Genomic DNA, 15,764 nt, shown 5'->3' on the forward strand with positions numbered 1-15,764 from the left:
CCTTCATCTTGGTCATCCCTTGATGGCGCCGGCGGTCATCCCAGCGACGATCTTGCGGTTGAAGAAGACGAACAGCAGCAGCGGCGGGATCGTGATCAGGACGATGTCCATGAACAGCAGGTTCCACTGGGTGCTGTACTGGCTCTGGAAGTTGTAGAGGGTGACCTGCACGGTGGCGTTGTCGTCGCCGGGCAGGAAGTACAGCGGGTTGACGAAGTCGTTGAAGATGGCCACCGAGCTGGTGAGGATCACGGTGATGGTGACCGGCCGCAGCAGCGGGAAGATCACGCGGAAGAACAGCGCGGGCCCGGTGCAGCCGTCGATCATGGCGGCCTCGTCCAGCTCGCGCGGGATGGCCGCGATGAACGCGCGAAACAGCAGCACCGCGTACGACAGCCCGAACGCCACCTCGACGAGGATCAGCCCCGGCATGGTCTTGAACAGGCCGAACGCCTGCAGCAGCCAGATCGTCGGCACGATCGCGGGCGGGATGATCAGCCCGGACAGCACCAGGAAGTTGGCCAGCGAGCCGACCTTCCCGGGCCGCCGTTGCAGCACGAAGGCGGCCATGGCGGCGAAGACCACGATCAGCGCGACCGACACCACGGTCAGGACCGTGCTGTTGACGTAGGCGCGCAGCAGCACGTAGTCGCGGGCTTCGATCACTTCGGTGAAGTTCTCCACCAGCCGCCAGTTGGCCGGCCAGGCGAAGTCCAGGTCGAGCGCCTGCGTGGGGTCTTTGACCGCGGTCAGCAGCATGAGGGCGAACGGGACGAGGAAGAACACGGTCGCCAGGACCAGCGCGATAGCCTCGGCGCCGAACCTTCTCAGCGCCCTCATACGGCGACCTGCCTTTTGCCCAGGAACCAGGTGAGCGGGACGATGATGGCGGAGACGACCAGGAACAGCAGCACGTTGCCGGCCGTGGACAGGCCGAAGAAGCCGGCCTGATACTGCTTGTAGATGATCGAGGCGATGGTGTCGCTGGTGAAGCCGGGGCCGCCGCGGGTCATCGTCCAGATCAGGTCGAACGAGCGCAGGCCGCCGATGAACGACAGGATGATCACGGAGTAGGTGGCGGGCCAGCTCAGCGGCAGGGTGACGTGGCGGAAGCGGTGCCAGGCGTTGCCGCCGTCCACGGCCACTGCCTGGTAGTAGTCGCGCGGAATGGACAGGATGCCGGCGATGTAGATCACGGTGGCCAGGCCCACGCCCTTCCACACGTCGACCAGGGCCACCGACAGCAGCGCGGTGGTGGCGTCGCCGAGCCAGTCGCCGCCGTCGATCCCGGCCAGGGCCAGGACCCGGTTGACCAGGCCGGTGTCGGGCTTGAGCAGGACGCTGAAGGTGATGCCGACCGCGACCGTGGAGACCAGGACGGGGAAGAACACCACCGAGCGCAGGAAGCCGCGCAGCCGCAGCTTCGAGGTCAGCAGCACGCTCAGCAGCAGCCCGAGCACGACCTTCAGGCCGCTGGTCACGACGGCGTAGAAGATCGTGTTCTGGAAGCCGATGCGCAGGTTCTGCTCGGCCAGGAAGTCGCGGAAGTTCTGCAGGCCGACGAAGGTGCTGTCGAACAGCGTCCAGCGGGTCAGCGCGAAGTAGAAGGCCATCACCGTCGGCACAGCGAAGATCACCAGGTAGACGACGGTGGCCGGCAGGTACAGCGCGTACGGGTAGGCCGCGTGCCGCCTGCGGCGGTCGGCCCGGGCGGGCCGGCCCTCGAGGGCAGGGCCGGGCCCCGAGCGGGGCCCGGCCTGCTGCTTGGTCACCACCCTTGGAGGCCCAACTGTTTGGCCTGCTTCTCCACGTCCTTGTCGTACTGGGCGGCGCCCTCGGCCGGAGCCGTCAGACCGGAACCGACCGCGACGGTGATCTGCTCCAGGGACGGGCCCTTGATCGGCGAGACGAACTCCAGCGCGGTCGAGGTGGCGCCCTTGTCGATGTAGGCCTGCACGTCCTTGGCCGCCTGGATGGCGTTGTCGGGCAGCTTGGCGCCCTTCACCCGGTACGGCCCCGTCGGTTGCACGGCCTGGGTGACCGCGTCCGCGCCGGCGGGCGAGGCGACGAAGGCGAGGAACTTCTTGGCCGCCTCCAGCTTCTTGGTGGTCTTGGGGATGTAGAGGGCGGGCGGCTCCCAGACGGTGGCGCCGTTCTTGGCCGCGTCCGTGCCCGGAATGCCGAAGAAGCCGACGTCGGTGGCGGCCTGCGGGCTGGTCTTCAGCACCGGAGGCAGGATCGCGGTGAGCATCGGATAGTGCGCGCCCTTGCCGTCGGCCAGCAGCTTCAGCCCCTGGTCCAAGGTGGCCGAGCCGAAGCCCTTGTTCTGGTAGCCCTTGGCGTGCACGTCGGCCAGGTGCTGGAAGCTCGCGAGCGCCGCCGGGGTGGTCGCGAACTTGACCTTGCCCGCGGTGTAGCCGGGGGCGAAGCTCGGCATCGCGGCCTGGACGTTGTAGAAGTCGCCCAGCACGAACAGCTGCGAGGTCCACGAGTCCTTGAAGGTGGAGATCACCGGCGTGATCCCGGCCGCCTGGATCTTGTCGTTGTTGGCCATGAACTCGGCCCAGGTCTTCGGCACCTGGAGGCCGAGCTTTTCGTAGACCTTGCGGTTGTAGAGGATGCCGCCGCCGGAGGCCGCGCTGGCCGGCACGCCGTACGCGTGGCCGCCCTGGGTCACCACCGGCAGGTAGTCGGGCTGGACGTTGGCCAGCACCGGGTCGCCGGTGAGGTCGACCAGCGTCTGGGCCGGGTTGAGCGCCTGGAGCAGCGACCCGGAGTTGTACCAGAACACGTCCGTCATCTCGCCGGTCGAGAGCCGGGTCTTGACGATGTTGTCGCCCTCGCTGCCTCCGGGCTGCGTCTCGATCTCGATTTTGATCTTGGGGTTGGCCTGCATGAAGGCGTTGGCGAGTGCCTTGGTCGTGTCCACGGTCGACTGGTCGCTACCCGTCATGAACGACAGCGTGACCGTGCCGTCGGCGGCCTGCTCGGAGCCCGACCCGCATGAGGTCAGGGCCGCCATCGCGAGAACGGCCATCGCCGCTCCCAGGTGAGAGGTCTTCACAACGCCCCTCCGGGTTGGTTGAAACGTTTTAACAGCCCCCCGATGCGAGTTAACGTAGGCGTTGCCTGAGACAGCGTCAAGAGCGTATTTGAGTAACGCTTCCCACTTGTTACCACCTGACTTGCTGTGTTTCGCTTGATCAAATGGGTAACGTTACCCGTGCGGATCGAGCTCGTAGAATGGGATCTCGCTCGTGAAGGGAGTCCCATTGGCCGCGCACAATCGACGGCGACGGGTGACGATCGCCGATGTGGCCGGCCACGCCCAGGTCTCCGTCACAGCGGTGTCCAAGGTGATCCGCAACGCCTATGGCGTCAGCCCGGCCATGAAGGACCGGGTCAAGGCGTCCATCGAGGAACTGGGCTACCGGCCGCAGGCGGCCGCCCGGGGGATGCGCGGGCGCACCTTCACCGTCGGCCTGATGCTGCCGCACATCAGGAACCCGTTCTTCGCCGACATCCTCGACGGCCTCATGGAGCAGCTCGCCGACACCGGTTACCAGGCGATCATGATCCAGGGCGGCGTCACCCGTAAGGTCGAGAAGCACGCGGTCGACGCCCTGGTGGACCGGCAGGTGGACGGCATCATCATGGTCGCCCCGCTCGCCGGCCGGGCCCGGCTGGAGGAGGTGGCGCAGGAGGTGCCCACCGTGGTGCTGGCCCGCCACGAGCGGTCGGCGCTCTACGACTCGGTGTTCGACGAGGACGACGTCGGCGCGGAGCTCGTCGTACGCCACCTGATCGAACTCGGGCACCGCCGCATCGCGCACATCACCCACCAGGACAACAGCAACGCGCGGCCCTCTGACCTGCTGCACGTCATCCGGGCCGAAGCCTACGAACGCGTCATGCGCGAGCACGGGCTCGACGACGAGATCGCCATAGCGAAGACCTACTACCACGAGCAGGGCGGCTACGACGGCGCCCGCCAGCTGCTGAGCCGCTCCCCGCGCCCGACGGCGATCTTCGCGGGCGCCGACCAGGCGGCGTTCGGCGCGCTCGCCGCGGTCCACGAGGCCGGACTGTCCGTCCCGCGGGACCTCTCGGTCGCCGGCTACGACAACACCCAGCCGGCCGCGCTGCCCAACATCGCGCTGACCAGCGTCAATCAGGACGGAGCCGTCATGGGTAGCACCGCCGGCCGGCTCCTGCTCGAACGCATCCAGGGCCGCACCTCGGCGGTCCGCTTCTCCGTCACCCCCAGCCTGGTCATCCGCGGCTCGACCGCCGCACCTGGTGGCTGAGACGTTCCGTGTCGCCTGTGCGAGGGGATGGTCCTCCGGGCGCCGTCAGGCGCCGCCTGGTTCGACGGCCTGCTCCCACATGGACTTCATCTCGGCGAACCCTTGCTCCATGATCCCCACCATGGCCTCCCGGGCCCGCTCTCCGTCGCGCCGCTGGATCGCCTGGGCCACGTCAGTGTGCAGCTGCAACGCCTTCTCGTCCGGGTTGTGCGGCATCAGGTGGTAGTGATGCCGGCCGGCCAGCACCTCGGCGACGATCAGCTGCAGTTTCGCGAACATCTCGTTGCCGGAGCCGGCCAGCACCCGCCGGTGGAATTCGATGTCCAGGTTGAGGAAGCGCGGCTCATCGCCGGCTTTCCCCGCGGCCCACATCTTGCCCGCGAGGCCGACCAGCTCGCTCGCCTCGTCGTCGTCGATCCGCTCGGCGGCCAACCAGGCGGCGTGCGGCTCGATCGCGGTCCGTAGCTCGGTGATCGAGCGCATCTGCGCCATCCGCCCGGCCGAGGCCAGCCGCCAGCGGATCACCTGCGGATCGAAGACGCTCCACCCCACGGCGGGCTGGATCATGATCCCGACCCGGCGCCGGGTCTCGATGAGCCCCATGGATGCGAGCACCCGCAGCACCTCGCGGATCACCGAGCGGGAGACCTGGTAGCGGTCGACCAGGTCGTCGATGTTCAGGACGGAACCGGCGGCCACATCGCCGCTGCAGATGGCGGTGCCGAGGTGGTCGAGAACGCGTGCGTGTAGCCCAGTCTCGGGAGGGGAGGGCTGGGGTGGGGCACCCTCTGGGGAGGACTGATTCACGGCATAAAGCATATCAGTTGACGGCCAGCTCTTGAATAAATCCGCTTTTTTGTCCTAGCATCCCGGAATTAAGCCGATGTTACGAGAGTGTGGCGCTCTTCCGGGCGGCGGCCATGACAGAAAGGCGAGATGACGTGCAACGTCGATCGATATTCAGTACTTCTCTGGCCGTGGTTGTCGCCATGAGCCTGTCCGCCTGTGGCGGCGGCGGTGACGACAGCGGTGCGTCCAAGACGGTCCGGGTCACCCTGGCCAACCACGTGTGGACGGAGAACATCAAGAAGAGCCTGCCCGAGTTCGAGAAGCAGACCGGGCTCAAGGTCGAGGTCACTCAACTCGGCGAGGACCAGCTCTCCGATCAGTACAACGTCAAGCTGAACGCCGGCTCAGCCGACATCGACGTGATGATGTACCGCCCCCTGCAGGAGGGGAAGCTCTTCGCCAAGAACAAGTACCTGACCGACCTGTCGGAGCAGGTGAAGGCCAACAAGGACTGGGACTTCAGCGACTTCCAGGCCGGCCCGGTGGAGGCCACCACCTACGAGGGCAAGCCGGTCGGTGTCCCGATCATCACCGAGCAGGAGGTCCTCTACTACCGTAAGGACCTGCTCGCCAAGGCCGGCCTGAGCGCCCCGCCGAAGACCCTCGACGAGCTGAAGGCCGCCGCCGCCAAGGTCAAGGCGGCCCAGCCGGACGTCGCGGGCTTCGTCGCGCGTACCGGCAAGTCGCCGGCGGTCACCCAGTTCTCCAGTTTCCTCTACAGCTTCGGCGGCGACTTCGTGGACGGCAGCGGCAAGGCCGCGGTCAACAGCGACGCGGCCAAGCAGGCGTACGCCTTCTACGGCGGGCTGATCAAAGACTCCGGCCCGGCGAACGTCAGCACCGACATGGGCTGGCCCGAGGCGATGGCCATCTTCACCCAGGGCAAGGCCGCCTTCTACACCGAGGCCAACTCGCTCTACAAGAACGCCACCGACCCGGCCAAGTCCAAGGTCTCGGACAAGGTCGGCTTCGCGCCGTTCCCGGCCGGCCCGGCCGGTTCGAAGCCGTACAACATCCCGTCGTGGGCACTGGGCGTCAACTCCAGCTCGGAGAACCAGGGCAACGCCTGGAAGTTCATCGAGTGGGCCACCGGCAAGGCCCAGACGCTCAGCCAGCAGACCTCCGGCGTGCCGGGCGCCCGTAGCTCCGTCTGGGCCAACCCGCAGGGCACCTCGACCTTCCCGAAGGACCTGGTGGAGGCCATCAAGGCCAGCACCAAGGCCGGGGTGGGCCATGACCGGCCGCTGGTCGTGAAGGTTGCCGAGGCCCGCGAGATCGTCGGCCAGCCGATCGTCGACGCGATCACCGGCAAGGACGCCGCGGCGGCCGCCGACACGGCCAACGCCGCGTTCCAGAAGTTCCTGGACGACGAGGCCAAGTAAGCATGGCAACGATCACCACCACCAAGGCGCCGCGCGGCGCCCCGACCGCCTCCCATACGCCCGGCTGGGTGCGCTGGGTCAATGACCACCGCAAGTGGCTCTTCGCCGCGCCCGCGATGACCTTCGTCACCGCGCTGATCGTGTTCCCCCTGGCCTGGACCGGCTATCTCAGCCTGACCGACGCCGAGGGATCCGTCCGGGCGGAGAGCGCGTTCGTGGGCTTCCGGAACTACCTCGACGTCTTCACGGACACCGCCCGGTTCTGGCCCGCCGTAGGACGGACCGCCACGTTCACGGTGGTCGCGCTGCTGTTCGAGGTGGTCCTCGGGATGGCGATCGCCCTGCTGCTCTGGCGGCCGTTCAAAGGGCAGAGATGGGTCCGGGTCGCCATCCTGATGCCGCTCGTCGCCACCCCGGTCGCGGTCGGCATGATGTGGCGGCTCATCTTCGACCCGAACATCGGCATGGCCAACCAGATCCTCGGCTGGGTCGGCATCGGGCCGCAGCCGTGGCTCGCCGGCCAGCACACGGCCCTGCCCACCACGATCTTCATCGACGTGTGGCAGTGGACACCGATGGTGACGCTGATCCTGCTCGCCGGGCTCACCTCGCTGTCGGACGAGCCGCAGGAGGCGGCGCGCATCGACGGCGCCAGCACCTGGCAGCGTTTCCGGCACGTGACCCTGCCGCTGCTGGGGCCCACGCTGACCGTGGCGATCCTGCTGCGCGGTATCGACGCGCTGAAGACCTTCGACATCCTCTACGCCACGAAGGGCCGCGGCGGCGGTTCGTTCCACGAGGTAGAGACGCTGAACGTGTACGCCTACGGCCTCAGCTTCGACTACAACGAGTACGGCGTCTCCTCCACCGTCCTCATCCTCTTCTTCCTGATCATCATCGGGGCGATGTGGGCCCTGACCGCCCGGCGCAAGGAGGCCAAGCGATGAAGCCCCGTCCCGCGTACCGGGTGTTCCGGGTGGTGGCACTCACCTTCGTGGTGCTCTCGCTGCTCGCACCGCTGCTGTGGATGATCGCCGCGTCGTTCAAGACCAACGTCGACATCTACGACCCGGGCAAGGCGCTGGCCTTCTCGCCCACCATGGACAACTACGCCAAGGTGCTCAAGCAGGCCAACTACGTCGAGTTCATCGTCAACAGCCTCTGGGTGGCGTTCGCCGCCACCGTGGCGTCGCTGATCCTCGGCCTGCCGGCCGCGTACTCGATGAGCCGGTTCAACATGCGGAAGTCCGCGCTGGTGGTGCTGATGGCCCGGGTCATCCCCGGTGTCTCGCTGCTGGTGCCCTGGTACTACGTCTTCTCCAACCTGAAGATGGTCGGCGGCTTCGGGGTGCTGATCCTCAGCCACATGTTCGTCGCGCTACCGCTGGTGGTCTACATCATGATGGGCTACTTCGACAGCCTGCCCGAGGAGCTGGAGGAGGCGGGGCTGGTCGACGGGCTGACCCACATCGGCGCGTTCCGCCGCATCCTGCTGCCGCTGTCCGTACCGGGTATCGCCACCGCTGGGATCTTGTCCTTCATTTTCTCCTGGAACAACTTCATGTTCGCGCTCGTGCTCTCCGACGCGGACACCAAGACCCTGCCCGTGGCGATCTTCGACTTCGTCGGCTACGCCAGCATCGACTGGGGCGGTCTGATGGCCGCGGCCACCGTGGTCACCGTACCGATCATGCTGATCGCCTTGTTCGTGCAGAAGTACGTGGTCTCCGGCCTCACCGCCGGCGCGACAAAGGGCTGACCGGCATGACGACCATCGCCCGCATAGAGACCTTTCTCGTCGCCCCCCGCTGGCTCTTCGTCCGGGTGGAGACCGCCTCCGGGATCGTCGGCTGGGGTGAGGCCACCTGCGAAGGGCGTTCCGAGACCGTCCGCGCCGCCATCGACCAGCTCGCGGAGCTGCTGATCGGCCGGGACGCGCTGCGCATCGAGGACCACTGGCAGGTGCTGACCAAGGGCTCGTTCTACCGGGGCGGTCCGATCCTGGCGAGCGCCGTGGCGGGCCTCGACCAGGCCCTCTGGGACATCGCCGGCAAGCACTTCGGCGCCCCGGTGCACCAGCTGCTCGGCGGTCCGGTACGAGACCGGATCCGGATGTACGGCTGGGTCGGCGGCGACGAGCCCAGCGAGGTCCGCGACCACATCGCCGCCCAGGTCGAGGCCGGGCTCACCGCGGTGAAGATGAACGCCTCCGGCAAGATGAGCCCGCTCGCCTCGGTCGCCGAGCTGAACGGCGTGGTCGCCCGGGTGGCCGCCGCCCGCGAGGTGCTCGGCGAGGACCGCGACGTCGCCGTCGACTTCCACGGGCGGTTCACCCTGGCCAACGCCCGTCGTGTGGCGCCGCTGCTGGAGCCGTATCGGCCGCTGTTCCTGGAGGAGCCGGTCGTCCCGGAGAACTCGCACCTCATCGGCGAGTTCGTCCGCTCGACCACCATCCCGGTGTCGACGGGGGAACGGCTCTACAGCCGGCAGGAGTTCCTGCCCGTCCTTCAAGCCGGCATCGCGGTCGCCCAGCCGGACCTCTCGCACGCCGGCGGTATCACCGAGGTACGCAAGATCGCCACCCTCGCCGAGGTGTACGACGTGCAGCTCGCCCCGCACTGCCCGCTCGGCCCGATCGCCCTCGCGGCCTGCCTGCAGATCGGCTTCGCCACCCCGAATTACCTCATCCAAGAACAAAGCATCGGCATCCACTACAACCGCGGCGCCGAGGTGCTCGACTACTGCCTCGACAAGACCCCGTTGGCTTTCGTGGACGGGTACGTCGAGCGGCTCACCGCGCCCGGCCTGGGGATCGAGGTCGACGATCAGGCGGTCCGCTCCGCCGGCAAAACAGGACACTCCTGGCGCGGCCCCATCTGGCGGCACCGGGACGGTTCCTACGCGGAATGGTGAGCGTGATCCCTCGACTTCGCCGCCACCACCTTTGAGAAAGGCATCTGCGTGAAGATCATCGCAGCGGACGTCGTCGTCACCAGTCCCGACCGCAACTTCGTCACCCTCAAGATCACGACGGATGAGGGGATCAGCGGGCTGGGAGACGGCACACTCAACGGGCGGGAGCTGGCGGTCGCGTCGTACCTGGCCGACCACGTCGTCCCCCTCCTGCTCGGGCGAGACCCGCATCGCATCGAGGACACCTGGCAGTTCCTCTACCGCTCGGCGTACTGGCGGCGCGGGCCTGTCACCATGGCCGCCATCGCGGCCGTGGACGTGGCGCTGTGGGACATCAAGGCCAAGGCCGCCGGGATGCCGCTCTACCAGCTACTCGGCGGAGCCTCCCGGAACGGGATCATGGCGTACGGGCACGCCTCGGGCCGGGACCTGCCAGAGCTGTTCGACTCGATCCGCCGGCACCTGGAGATGGGTTACCGGTCGATCCGGGTGCAGACCTCCGTACCTGGCATCAACGCCGTGTACGGAGTAGCCGCCCAGCCCAGTGTCGACGGCAAGCGGTACGACTACGAGCCGGCCCAGCGCACGGCGCTGCCCGCCGAAGAGGACTGGGACACCCGCGCCTACCTGCGCCACCTGCCCGGCGTCTTCGAGGCGGTGCGCAACGAGTTCGGGCCCGAGCTGCCGCTGCTGCACGACGGCCACCATCGGATGACCCCGATCCAGGCCGCCAAGCTCGGCAAGGCCCTTGAGCCGTACGACCTGTTCTGGCTGGAGGACTGCACGCCGGCCGAGAATCAGGAGGCGCTGCGCCTGGTACGCCGGCACACCACCACCCCGCTGGCCATCGGCGAGGTCTTCAACACCGTGTGGGACTACCAGACCCTGATCCGCGAACAGCTCATCGACTACGTCCGCTCCGCCGTCACCCACACCGGGGGGATCACGGCCATGCGGAAGCTGCTCGACTACGCCGCCCAGTACCAGATCAAGTCCGGCATCCACGGCCCGACCGACATCTCGCCGGTCGGCATGGCCGCCGCCCTGCACCTGGACCTGGCGATCCACAACTTCGGCATCCAGGAGTACATGCAGCACGGCCAGGCGACCAACGAGGTGTTCCAGCAGTCGTTCAGCTTCACCGACGGCTACCTGCACCCCGGCGGGCTGCCGGGACTCGGCGTGGAGCTCGATGAGAAGGCCGCGGCGCGATTCCCGTACCAACCGGCGTACCTGCCGTTCAACCGGCTCACGGACGGCACCGTCCATGACTGGTGAGCACGGCGGATCCGGGCTATGGGCGAGTCGACATATGATCCTTTGAGCTGATGTTCGCCCGTTGTCGGAAGGCCGCCATGACCCACCCCCTCAGCCGGCGGTCCGCCCTGCTGGGCACCTCGGCCGTGGCCGGCCTCGCTCTTTGGGACAGACCAGCCGAAGCGGCCGGCACCGCGACGGTCAGCACGGCCATGTTCGACGCCGCGCGTGAGCGGTGGGTGAGCCTGCTGGCCGGCGGGTCGTACGACTCCGTCTACACCGACAAGGCGCAGGCGGTCGACGGCTCGGCCAACGCGGTGCTGCGCAAGCTGAAGCCCGACCCCGGCCGCCCGAGCCTGTGGCCCGACCTGCCGCTCGACGACCCCCGTACGGGCAACTTCAACCGCGCCTACAACCGCATGCGCACGCTGGCGCTGGGCTGGGCCACGCCGGGCACCACCATGCACCGCGACGGGCACGTCGCCGACACCGCGATCATGGCGCTGGACTTCCTGTACAAGCACGCCTACCACGAGGGACTCGACCGGCGGGGCAGCAACTGGTACTGGTGGGAGATCGGCGTCCCCCGCGCGCTGACCGACACCTGCGCCCTGCTGTACGACGGCCTGCCCAAGGACCGCCTCGAGCGCTGGCTGCGCCCCCTGCGCCGCTGGTGTCCCAACCCGGAGCGCCGCGTCAGCCACCCCGGCGTCGTCGAGACCGGCGCCAACCGGGCGGGCAAGGCCACGGCGGTGGCGATGCGCGGATTGCTCACCCACGACGCCCGCCTCGTCAAGCGGGCCAGGAACGCGGTCTCCGACCTGCTGCGACCGACCAAGGGCCCAGGCGACGGCTTCTACCGTGACGGGTCGTTCATCCAGCACGACGTGTTTCCCTACAACGGCAGCTACGGCGTGGACTATCTGGAGAGCGTGGCCAAGCTGATCGCCATGCTCGCGAGGTCACCGTGGGAGATCACCGGAATCGGCCACGTCTACGACCTCGTGGATCGCTCGTTCGCGCCGTTCATCTTCGACGGGCTGATGATGGACTGCGTACGCGGCCGGCAGATCTCGGTGCAGGGCCACCGCGACCACCACTCCGGGGAGAAGGCGGTCGAGTCCATCCTCACCCTGCTGGAGGCGGCGCCCGAGCGCTACGCCCAGCGCTGGCGACCGCTGGTGAAGGGCTGGATCACCCGCAACCAGGCCGCCCCCGCGCTCGCGTCGCTGGCGAGCATCGCCGGGGCCAAGGCCCTGCTGGAGGACCTGTCGGTGCCGGTCGGCCCGCGCATGACGGGCACGTACGTCTTCGCCGACATGGACCGGGTCGTGCACCGCCGCCCCACCTGGGCCTACGCGATCGCGATGAGCTCGGAGCGCATCGGCGCGGCGGAGTCCATGAACCAGGAGAACCTGCACGGCTGGTACACCGGCGACGGCATGACCTACCTCTACACCGCCGACCTCACCCACTGGAACGACGACCTGTGGCCGACGATCGACCCGCACCGGCTGCCGGGCACGACGGTCGACACGCGCGGGCGCGCCGACCTCTCGCACAGCAAGCGCCGCCTGCCACCCACCCCGTGGGCGGGCGGCGTGGCACTGGACGGCGAGTACGGCGTGGCGGCCATGAAGCTGATCGCCGACGGCTCCTCGCTGCGGGCCAAGAAGGCGTGGTTCCTGCTCGATGACGCGGTGATCGCCCTCGGCACCGGCATCGCCGCCTCCGACGGCCGCCGCATCGAGACCATCGTGGAGAACCGCAACACCCACGACTGGCATCCGCCGCTGACCCGGGGCGACGGCTGGGTCCACCTGACCGGCGTGGCCGGCTACGCGCTGCTCGACGGCGCCGACGCGAAGGTGATCCGCGAGCAGCGCACCGGCCGCTGGCGCGATATCGACAAGGGCGCCACCACCGGCGGCGACAACACCCCCGTCACCAGGCACTACACGACGATCCTGCTCGACCATGGCGTCGATCCGGGCAAGGCCCGCTACGCCTATGCCGTGCTGCCCGACGCCTCCATCGCGCAGACCGCGGCTTACGGGCAGCGGATCAAGATCCTCGCCAACTCCCGAACGGTGCAGGCCATCGCCCGCGACAACGTGCTCGCCGCCGTCTTCTGGCGCGCGGGGACCGTCGAGACCGCGGACGGACCGCTCCACGCCGACGGCCCCTGCACGCTGCTGATCCGCCGCGACCACGGGCGGGTACGGCTCGCGGTCTCCGACCCGTCCAGGACCGCCGACGAGGTGAAGATCACGCTGCCCTGGCGGGTGAAATCGGTCAAGAAGCGCGACCGCGGCGTGCGCAAGGCCAAGCGCTCGGTCAAGGTGGAGGTCGGTCGCAGCCGCGGGCACGCCCACACCGCGGTGGTGCACGTCTGAGGCGCACCGGCAAGTCCGGGCCGAGGAACGGTGAACAGCGTCGGCGTTCGCGAACTTTTCCTCATGCCGGAGCGACCAACTACGAAGTCGACCCTTTACGGAGGTCCTGGATGACTTCGCCCTTGACCGTGGAACCGCCGTTGACCCGCCCGTACCGGTTCCGGCGGCTGAAGGGACTCGGGCTGGTCGTTCTCGGCATCGCGCTGGGTGTGGCGCTGTCCGTCGCGGTGCGGTGGCCGCGGTCCGAGGTGGTCTATCGCAGCGACCAGCCGGCCACGGTGGCCTACAACGACGGTTCGAAGCATCTGCTGGCCTTGATTCACCGCAGCGCCCTTGTCGGGGAGTCGCACCAGATCTTCGTCGGCCGGGATCCCAGCCTTTCCTACGGCCATTGGGTGGACATCGAAACGTCGGCCGACTCCGTCAAGGCGACCGAGTGGACGACCGCCGGGGTGCGGGTGCTTTTCAACACCGGGCACGAGCTCTTCATCCCCGCCAGGTCCTTCGTCGGCGGCAGGTGACCCCGGCCGGGCGAACGCTCAGCGCCCCCGAGCCTGGGCTGTTCAGGGGCGGGTGTGGAAGGTCTGGTACGGCGACCAGGGTCCGCGGTTACGCGCACTCGGCCCGCGAGGCAGGCCCGCCCGGACCGCAGGGCAGGCCTGCCCGGCCCGCCGGTTACGGGCGGGCGAGCTCGGTCACCGTGCGGGCGCGCAGCAGGCGCGGGTGCAGGAGTTCGGCTCGCTGCCTGGGTACGCCGGCGGCGAGCGCGGCGTCGGTGAGCGCGGCCCCGATCCATTCGAGGTCGACGCTCCGGCCGTCGTCCCGCCTGATCAGCGGCTCTCCGGGGGGACGGCTGGCGCACAGCGCGCGCAACAGGTGGCGGACCTCCGGCGACACCGGGAACGCGACGACGCCATCACGGCCGTCGCGCAAGGTGATCAGGGTCAGCTGGTCGGCGGGGGCGGAAGGGCGGACATCGTGGGCGGTCAAAGCGGCCAGCGCCTCCACGCAGGCGCCTGTCGCCTCCAGCAGCGCGACGGCGAGAGCCTCGGCCCATCGGCCGTCGTCGGCCAGCCGCCTGGCACCTGTTCGCAGCAGGCGCCGCTCGGCCGGGGTGAGGGGAGGCGTGCCGGTCACGCCACGGTGAGACCGATCCGCGCCGGTTCGCCGGGCGAAGGCGTAGAAGGAGGCCAGCGTGGCGCGTCTCCGGATCACCGTCGCCCTGGTCAAGGGCTTGCCGGACGCGCGTACGCCGGTGGTGAGGGCGGTGTAGCAGTAGGCGTCCAGTTGAGCCTCGGTGGCGGTGAGCAGGTCGAGGGCCGGCTCGGCGGTGTGCAGCCAGCGCAGGAACGAGGCCAGGATCCGCAGCCGTGTCTGTCGCAGGGGCGCGGAGGGCTTCTCACTGAGCCAGGCCGTCACCGTTCGCCGGGTCCGCGGATCCAGTGCGTCCACAAGGTCGACGTCGGCCGCAGGGACCTCGCCCCCATCACCAGCGCGCAGGCGCGGTCGTAATCCCGGGATCTGCGCGACGCCGGCCGGCTCTGGATGGCTCGCGGGTCTCATGGGGTCGCCGCCGGGGAAGGGAGACGCGAGGCCGTCCCCGAACGTGTGCGGGACTCGCGGGGTGGTCTCCGCCTCGACCATGCTCAGCACGCGGCCGACGCCGTGACCAGATCGGCGGTGAACATCGCGGCAGCCTCGCCGGCCGGCCCGGAGGGGTGAACGACTGAACGGCCCGTGCCTGACAAACCCATCATGATCTCGATCATCTCATGGAGCGTCGCCAACAATCCTCGCCTGACCCGGTGGACAGCGGCTGTCAGCTTTGAGCGCTCTCGTACGCGATCCCACCTCGCCACGGCGGCGCAGCAGGCCGACGTCGAACTGGAACTGGCCGACTGGGCCCACGCCACCCGCTGACGGGCCTGTCGATGGGGTATCCGGGCGGCATCGCCGCTGCCGTGAGTTAACCGCTGTGTGACGGCGTTCGGAAGAGGCGCTCGATGATGGTCTGCCAGCTGTCGGCCAACGGGATGGAGGCCGGGGTGGGGTCGGCCGGGAAGGGCCGCGACATGCCCAGGTAGAGCAGGATCGGGCCTTCGAGCGCGGCGGTGAGCTGGACGGCCAGGCTGTCGAGGTCGGCGATGTCCAGGAGTTCGTCTTGGTGCGCCTGTCCCAGGAGCATCCGGATGTGCAGCCGGGAGAGGTTGTGCTCGCCGACGGGGACGGGCTGGTTGCGGTCCAGGGCCGCGCGGACGATCGCGTGGTGGTCGAGCAGAAAGGCGATGCGGGCCCGGCCGTAGGCGATCAGCCGTTGCACCGGGTCGGCTCCGGGGCCGAGCGGCGGTGGCCCGCCCATGACGGCCTGCTGGAAGGCACGGTCGTCCTCGTCCACCAGGGCCTGGAAGATTCCCGCGCGGGTGCCGAACCGGCGAAAGACAGTCCCTTTGCCCAGGCCGGCCCGTTCGGCCAGGCCGTCCATGGTCACCCTCTCCACCCCGTGCTCGGCGATCATCTCGCGGGCCACCTGGAGCAGTTGCAGCCGGTTGCGCGCCGCGTCCACCCGTTCCGCACGGGGACGACCGAAGGGCACCACAGGGAGATCCACAAGTTCTCACCCTACCTCTGGAATATAAAGCGGGGTAAAGTCCGCTTATGCT

The 15,764-nt window shown here is 68.7% G+C and carries 16 protein-coding genes; 9 read left to right on the plus strand and 7 right to left on the minus strand.

Going from position 1 to position 15,764, the window contains the following annotated elements; all coding sequences use genetic code 11:
- Window positions 1-12 precede the first annotated feature (12 nt).
- Genes AB0J16_RS24660 through AB0J16_RS24670 form a run of 3 tightly spaced genes read right to left on the minus strand, consistent with a single transcriptional unit; the run spans window position 13 to window position 3,037 of the window.
- Window positions 13-840, minus strand: a complete 828-nt coding sequence (locus AB0J16_RS24660) for a carbohydrate ABC transporter permease (protein WP_358543459.1) — start codon at window positions 838-840, stop codon at window positions 13-15.
- Window positions 837-1,772: a sugar ABC transporter permease gene (locus tag AB0J16_RS24665; RefSeq protein WP_358543462.1), complete on the minus strand. Its 936-nt coding sequence runs from the start codon at window positions 1,770-1,772 to the stop codon at window positions 837-839. The genes AB0J16_RS24660 and AB0J16_RS24665 overlap by 4 nt, the downstream gene beginning before the upstream one ends.
- Entirely contained in the window at window positions 1,769-3,037 is a 1,269-nt protein-coding gene (locus AB0J16_RS24670) for an ABC transporter substrate-binding protein (protein WP_358543466.1), read from the minus strand. Before AB0J16_RS24670 ends, AB0J16_RS24665 begins: the two co-directional genes overlap by 4 nt.
- Window positions 3,038-3,272: 235 nt before the next feature.
- On the opposite strand from AB0J16_RS24670, the gene AB0J16_RS24675 reads away from it, so the two are divergent.
- Window positions 3,273-4,307, plus strand: coding sequence for a LacI family DNA-binding transcriptional regulator (locus AB0J16_RS24675; protein ID WP_358543468.1), 1,035 nt, complete (start codon window positions 3,273-3,275; stop codon window positions 4,305-4,307).
- Between the two features lie 45 nt (window positions 4,308-4,352).
- Here the strand turns inward: AB0J16_RS24675 and AB0J16_RS24680 are convergent, their stop codons facing one another.
- The gene (locus AB0J16_RS24680; RefSeq protein WP_358543471.1) at window positions 4,353-5,114 is read right to left on the minus strand and encodes an FCD domain-containing protein; all 762 of its coding nucleotides are present in this window, start codon (window positions 5,112-5,114) and stop codon (window positions 4,353-4,355) included.
- Between the two features lie 182 nt (window positions 5,115-5,296).
- Here AB0J16_RS24680 and AB0J16_RS24685 point away from each other — a divergent pair, with 182 nt between their 5' ends.
- From AB0J16_RS24685 to AB0J16_RS24715, 7 genes are all read left to right on the plus strand, one after another.
- On the plus strand, window positions 5,297-6,538 hold the full coding sequence (locus tag AB0J16_RS24685; protein ID WP_358543474.1) for a sugar ABC transporter substrate-binding protein: 1,242 nt from the start codon (window positions 5,297-5,299) through the stop codon (window positions 6,536-6,538).
- A 2-nt stretch (window positions 6,539-6,540) separates the two neighbouring features.
- Entirely contained in the window at window positions 6,541-7,485 is a 945-nt protein-coding gene (locus AB0J16_RS24690; protein ID WP_358543476.1) for a sugar ABC transporter permease, read from the plus strand.
- Complete coding sequence (locus AB0J16_RS24695; RefSeq protein ID WP_358543478.1) at window positions 7,482-8,297, plus strand: carbohydrate ABC transporter permease; 816 nt, start codon at window positions 7,482-7,484, stop codon at window positions 8,295-8,297. Before AB0J16_RS24690 ends, AB0J16_RS24695 begins: the two co-directional genes overlap by 4 nt.
- Window positions 8,298-8,302: 5 nt before the next feature.
- A complete protein-coding gene (gene dgoD, locus AB0J16_RS24700; RefSeq protein WP_358543480.1) occupies window positions 8,303-9,451 on the plus strand; it encodes a galactonate dehydratase in 1,149 nt (382 codons plus the stop codon).
- Between the two features lie 48 nt (window positions 9,452-9,499).
- On the plus strand, window positions 9,500-10,729 hold the full coding sequence (gene manD, locus AB0J16_RS24705; RefSeq protein WP_358543482.1) for a D-mannonate dehydratase ManD: 1,230 nt from the start codon (window positions 9,500-9,502) through the stop codon (window positions 10,727-10,729).
- A gap of 77 nt (window positions 10,730-10,806) precedes the next feature.
- Window positions 10,807-13,104, plus strand: coding sequence for a polysaccharide lyase 8 family protein (locus tag AB0J16_RS24710; protein ID WP_358543484.1), 2,298 nt, complete (start codon window positions 10,807-10,809; stop codon window positions 13,102-13,104).
- Window positions 13,105-13,214: 110 nt separating this feature from the next.
- Window positions 13,215-13,625 carry a hypothetical protein gene (locus tag AB0J16_RS24715; protein ID WP_358543487.1) on the plus strand — a complete coding sequence of 137 codons (411 nt, stop codon included), beginning with the start codon at window positions 13,215-13,217 and terminating at the stop codon, window positions 13,623-13,625.
- 154 nt (window positions 13,626-13,779) lie between these two features.
- Here AB0J16_RS24715 and AB0J16_RS24720 read toward each other — a convergent pair whose 3' ends face one another.
- Both AB0J16_RS24720 and AB0J16_RS24725 read right to left on the minus strand, forming a co-directional pair.
- Window positions 13,780-14,757: a hypothetical protein gene (locus tag AB0J16_RS24720; protein WP_358543489.1), complete on the minus strand. Its 978-nt coding sequence runs from the start codon at window positions 14,755-14,757 to the stop codon at window positions 13,780-13,782.
- On the minus strand, window positions 14,751-14,873 hold the full coding sequence (locus AB0J16_RS24725) for a hypothetical protein (protein WP_358543491.1): 123 nt from the start codon (window positions 14,871-14,873) through the stop codon (window positions 14,751-14,753). The genes AB0J16_RS24720 and AB0J16_RS24725 overlap by 7 nt, the downstream gene beginning before the upstream one ends.
- Between AB0J16_RS24725 and AB0J16_RS24730 the strand changes: the two genes are divergently transcribed.
- The gene (locus AB0J16_RS24730) at window positions 14,860-15,024 is read left to right on the plus strand and encodes a hypothetical protein (RefSeq protein WP_358543494.1); all 165 of its coding nucleotides are present in this window, start codon (window positions 14,860-14,862) and stop codon (window positions 15,022-15,024) included. The two genes, AB0J16_RS24725 and AB0J16_RS24730, sit on opposite strands and share 14 nt — an antisense overlap.
- Window positions 15,025-15,070: 46 nt before the next feature.
- Here AB0J16_RS24730 and AB0J16_RS24735 read toward each other — a convergent pair whose 3' ends face one another.
- A complete protein-coding gene (locus tag AB0J16_RS24735; RefSeq protein WP_358543496.1) occupies window positions 15,071-15,712 on the minus strand; it encodes a helix-turn-helix domain-containing protein in 642 nt (213 codons plus the stop codon).
- Window positions 15,713-15,764: the final 52 nt, after the last annotated feature.

The organism is Nonomuraea sp. NPDC049750, from assembly GCF_040659625.1.
Classification (GTDB): domain Bacteria; phylum Actinomycetota; class Actinomycetes; order Streptosporangiales; family Streptosporangiaceae; genus Nonomuraea.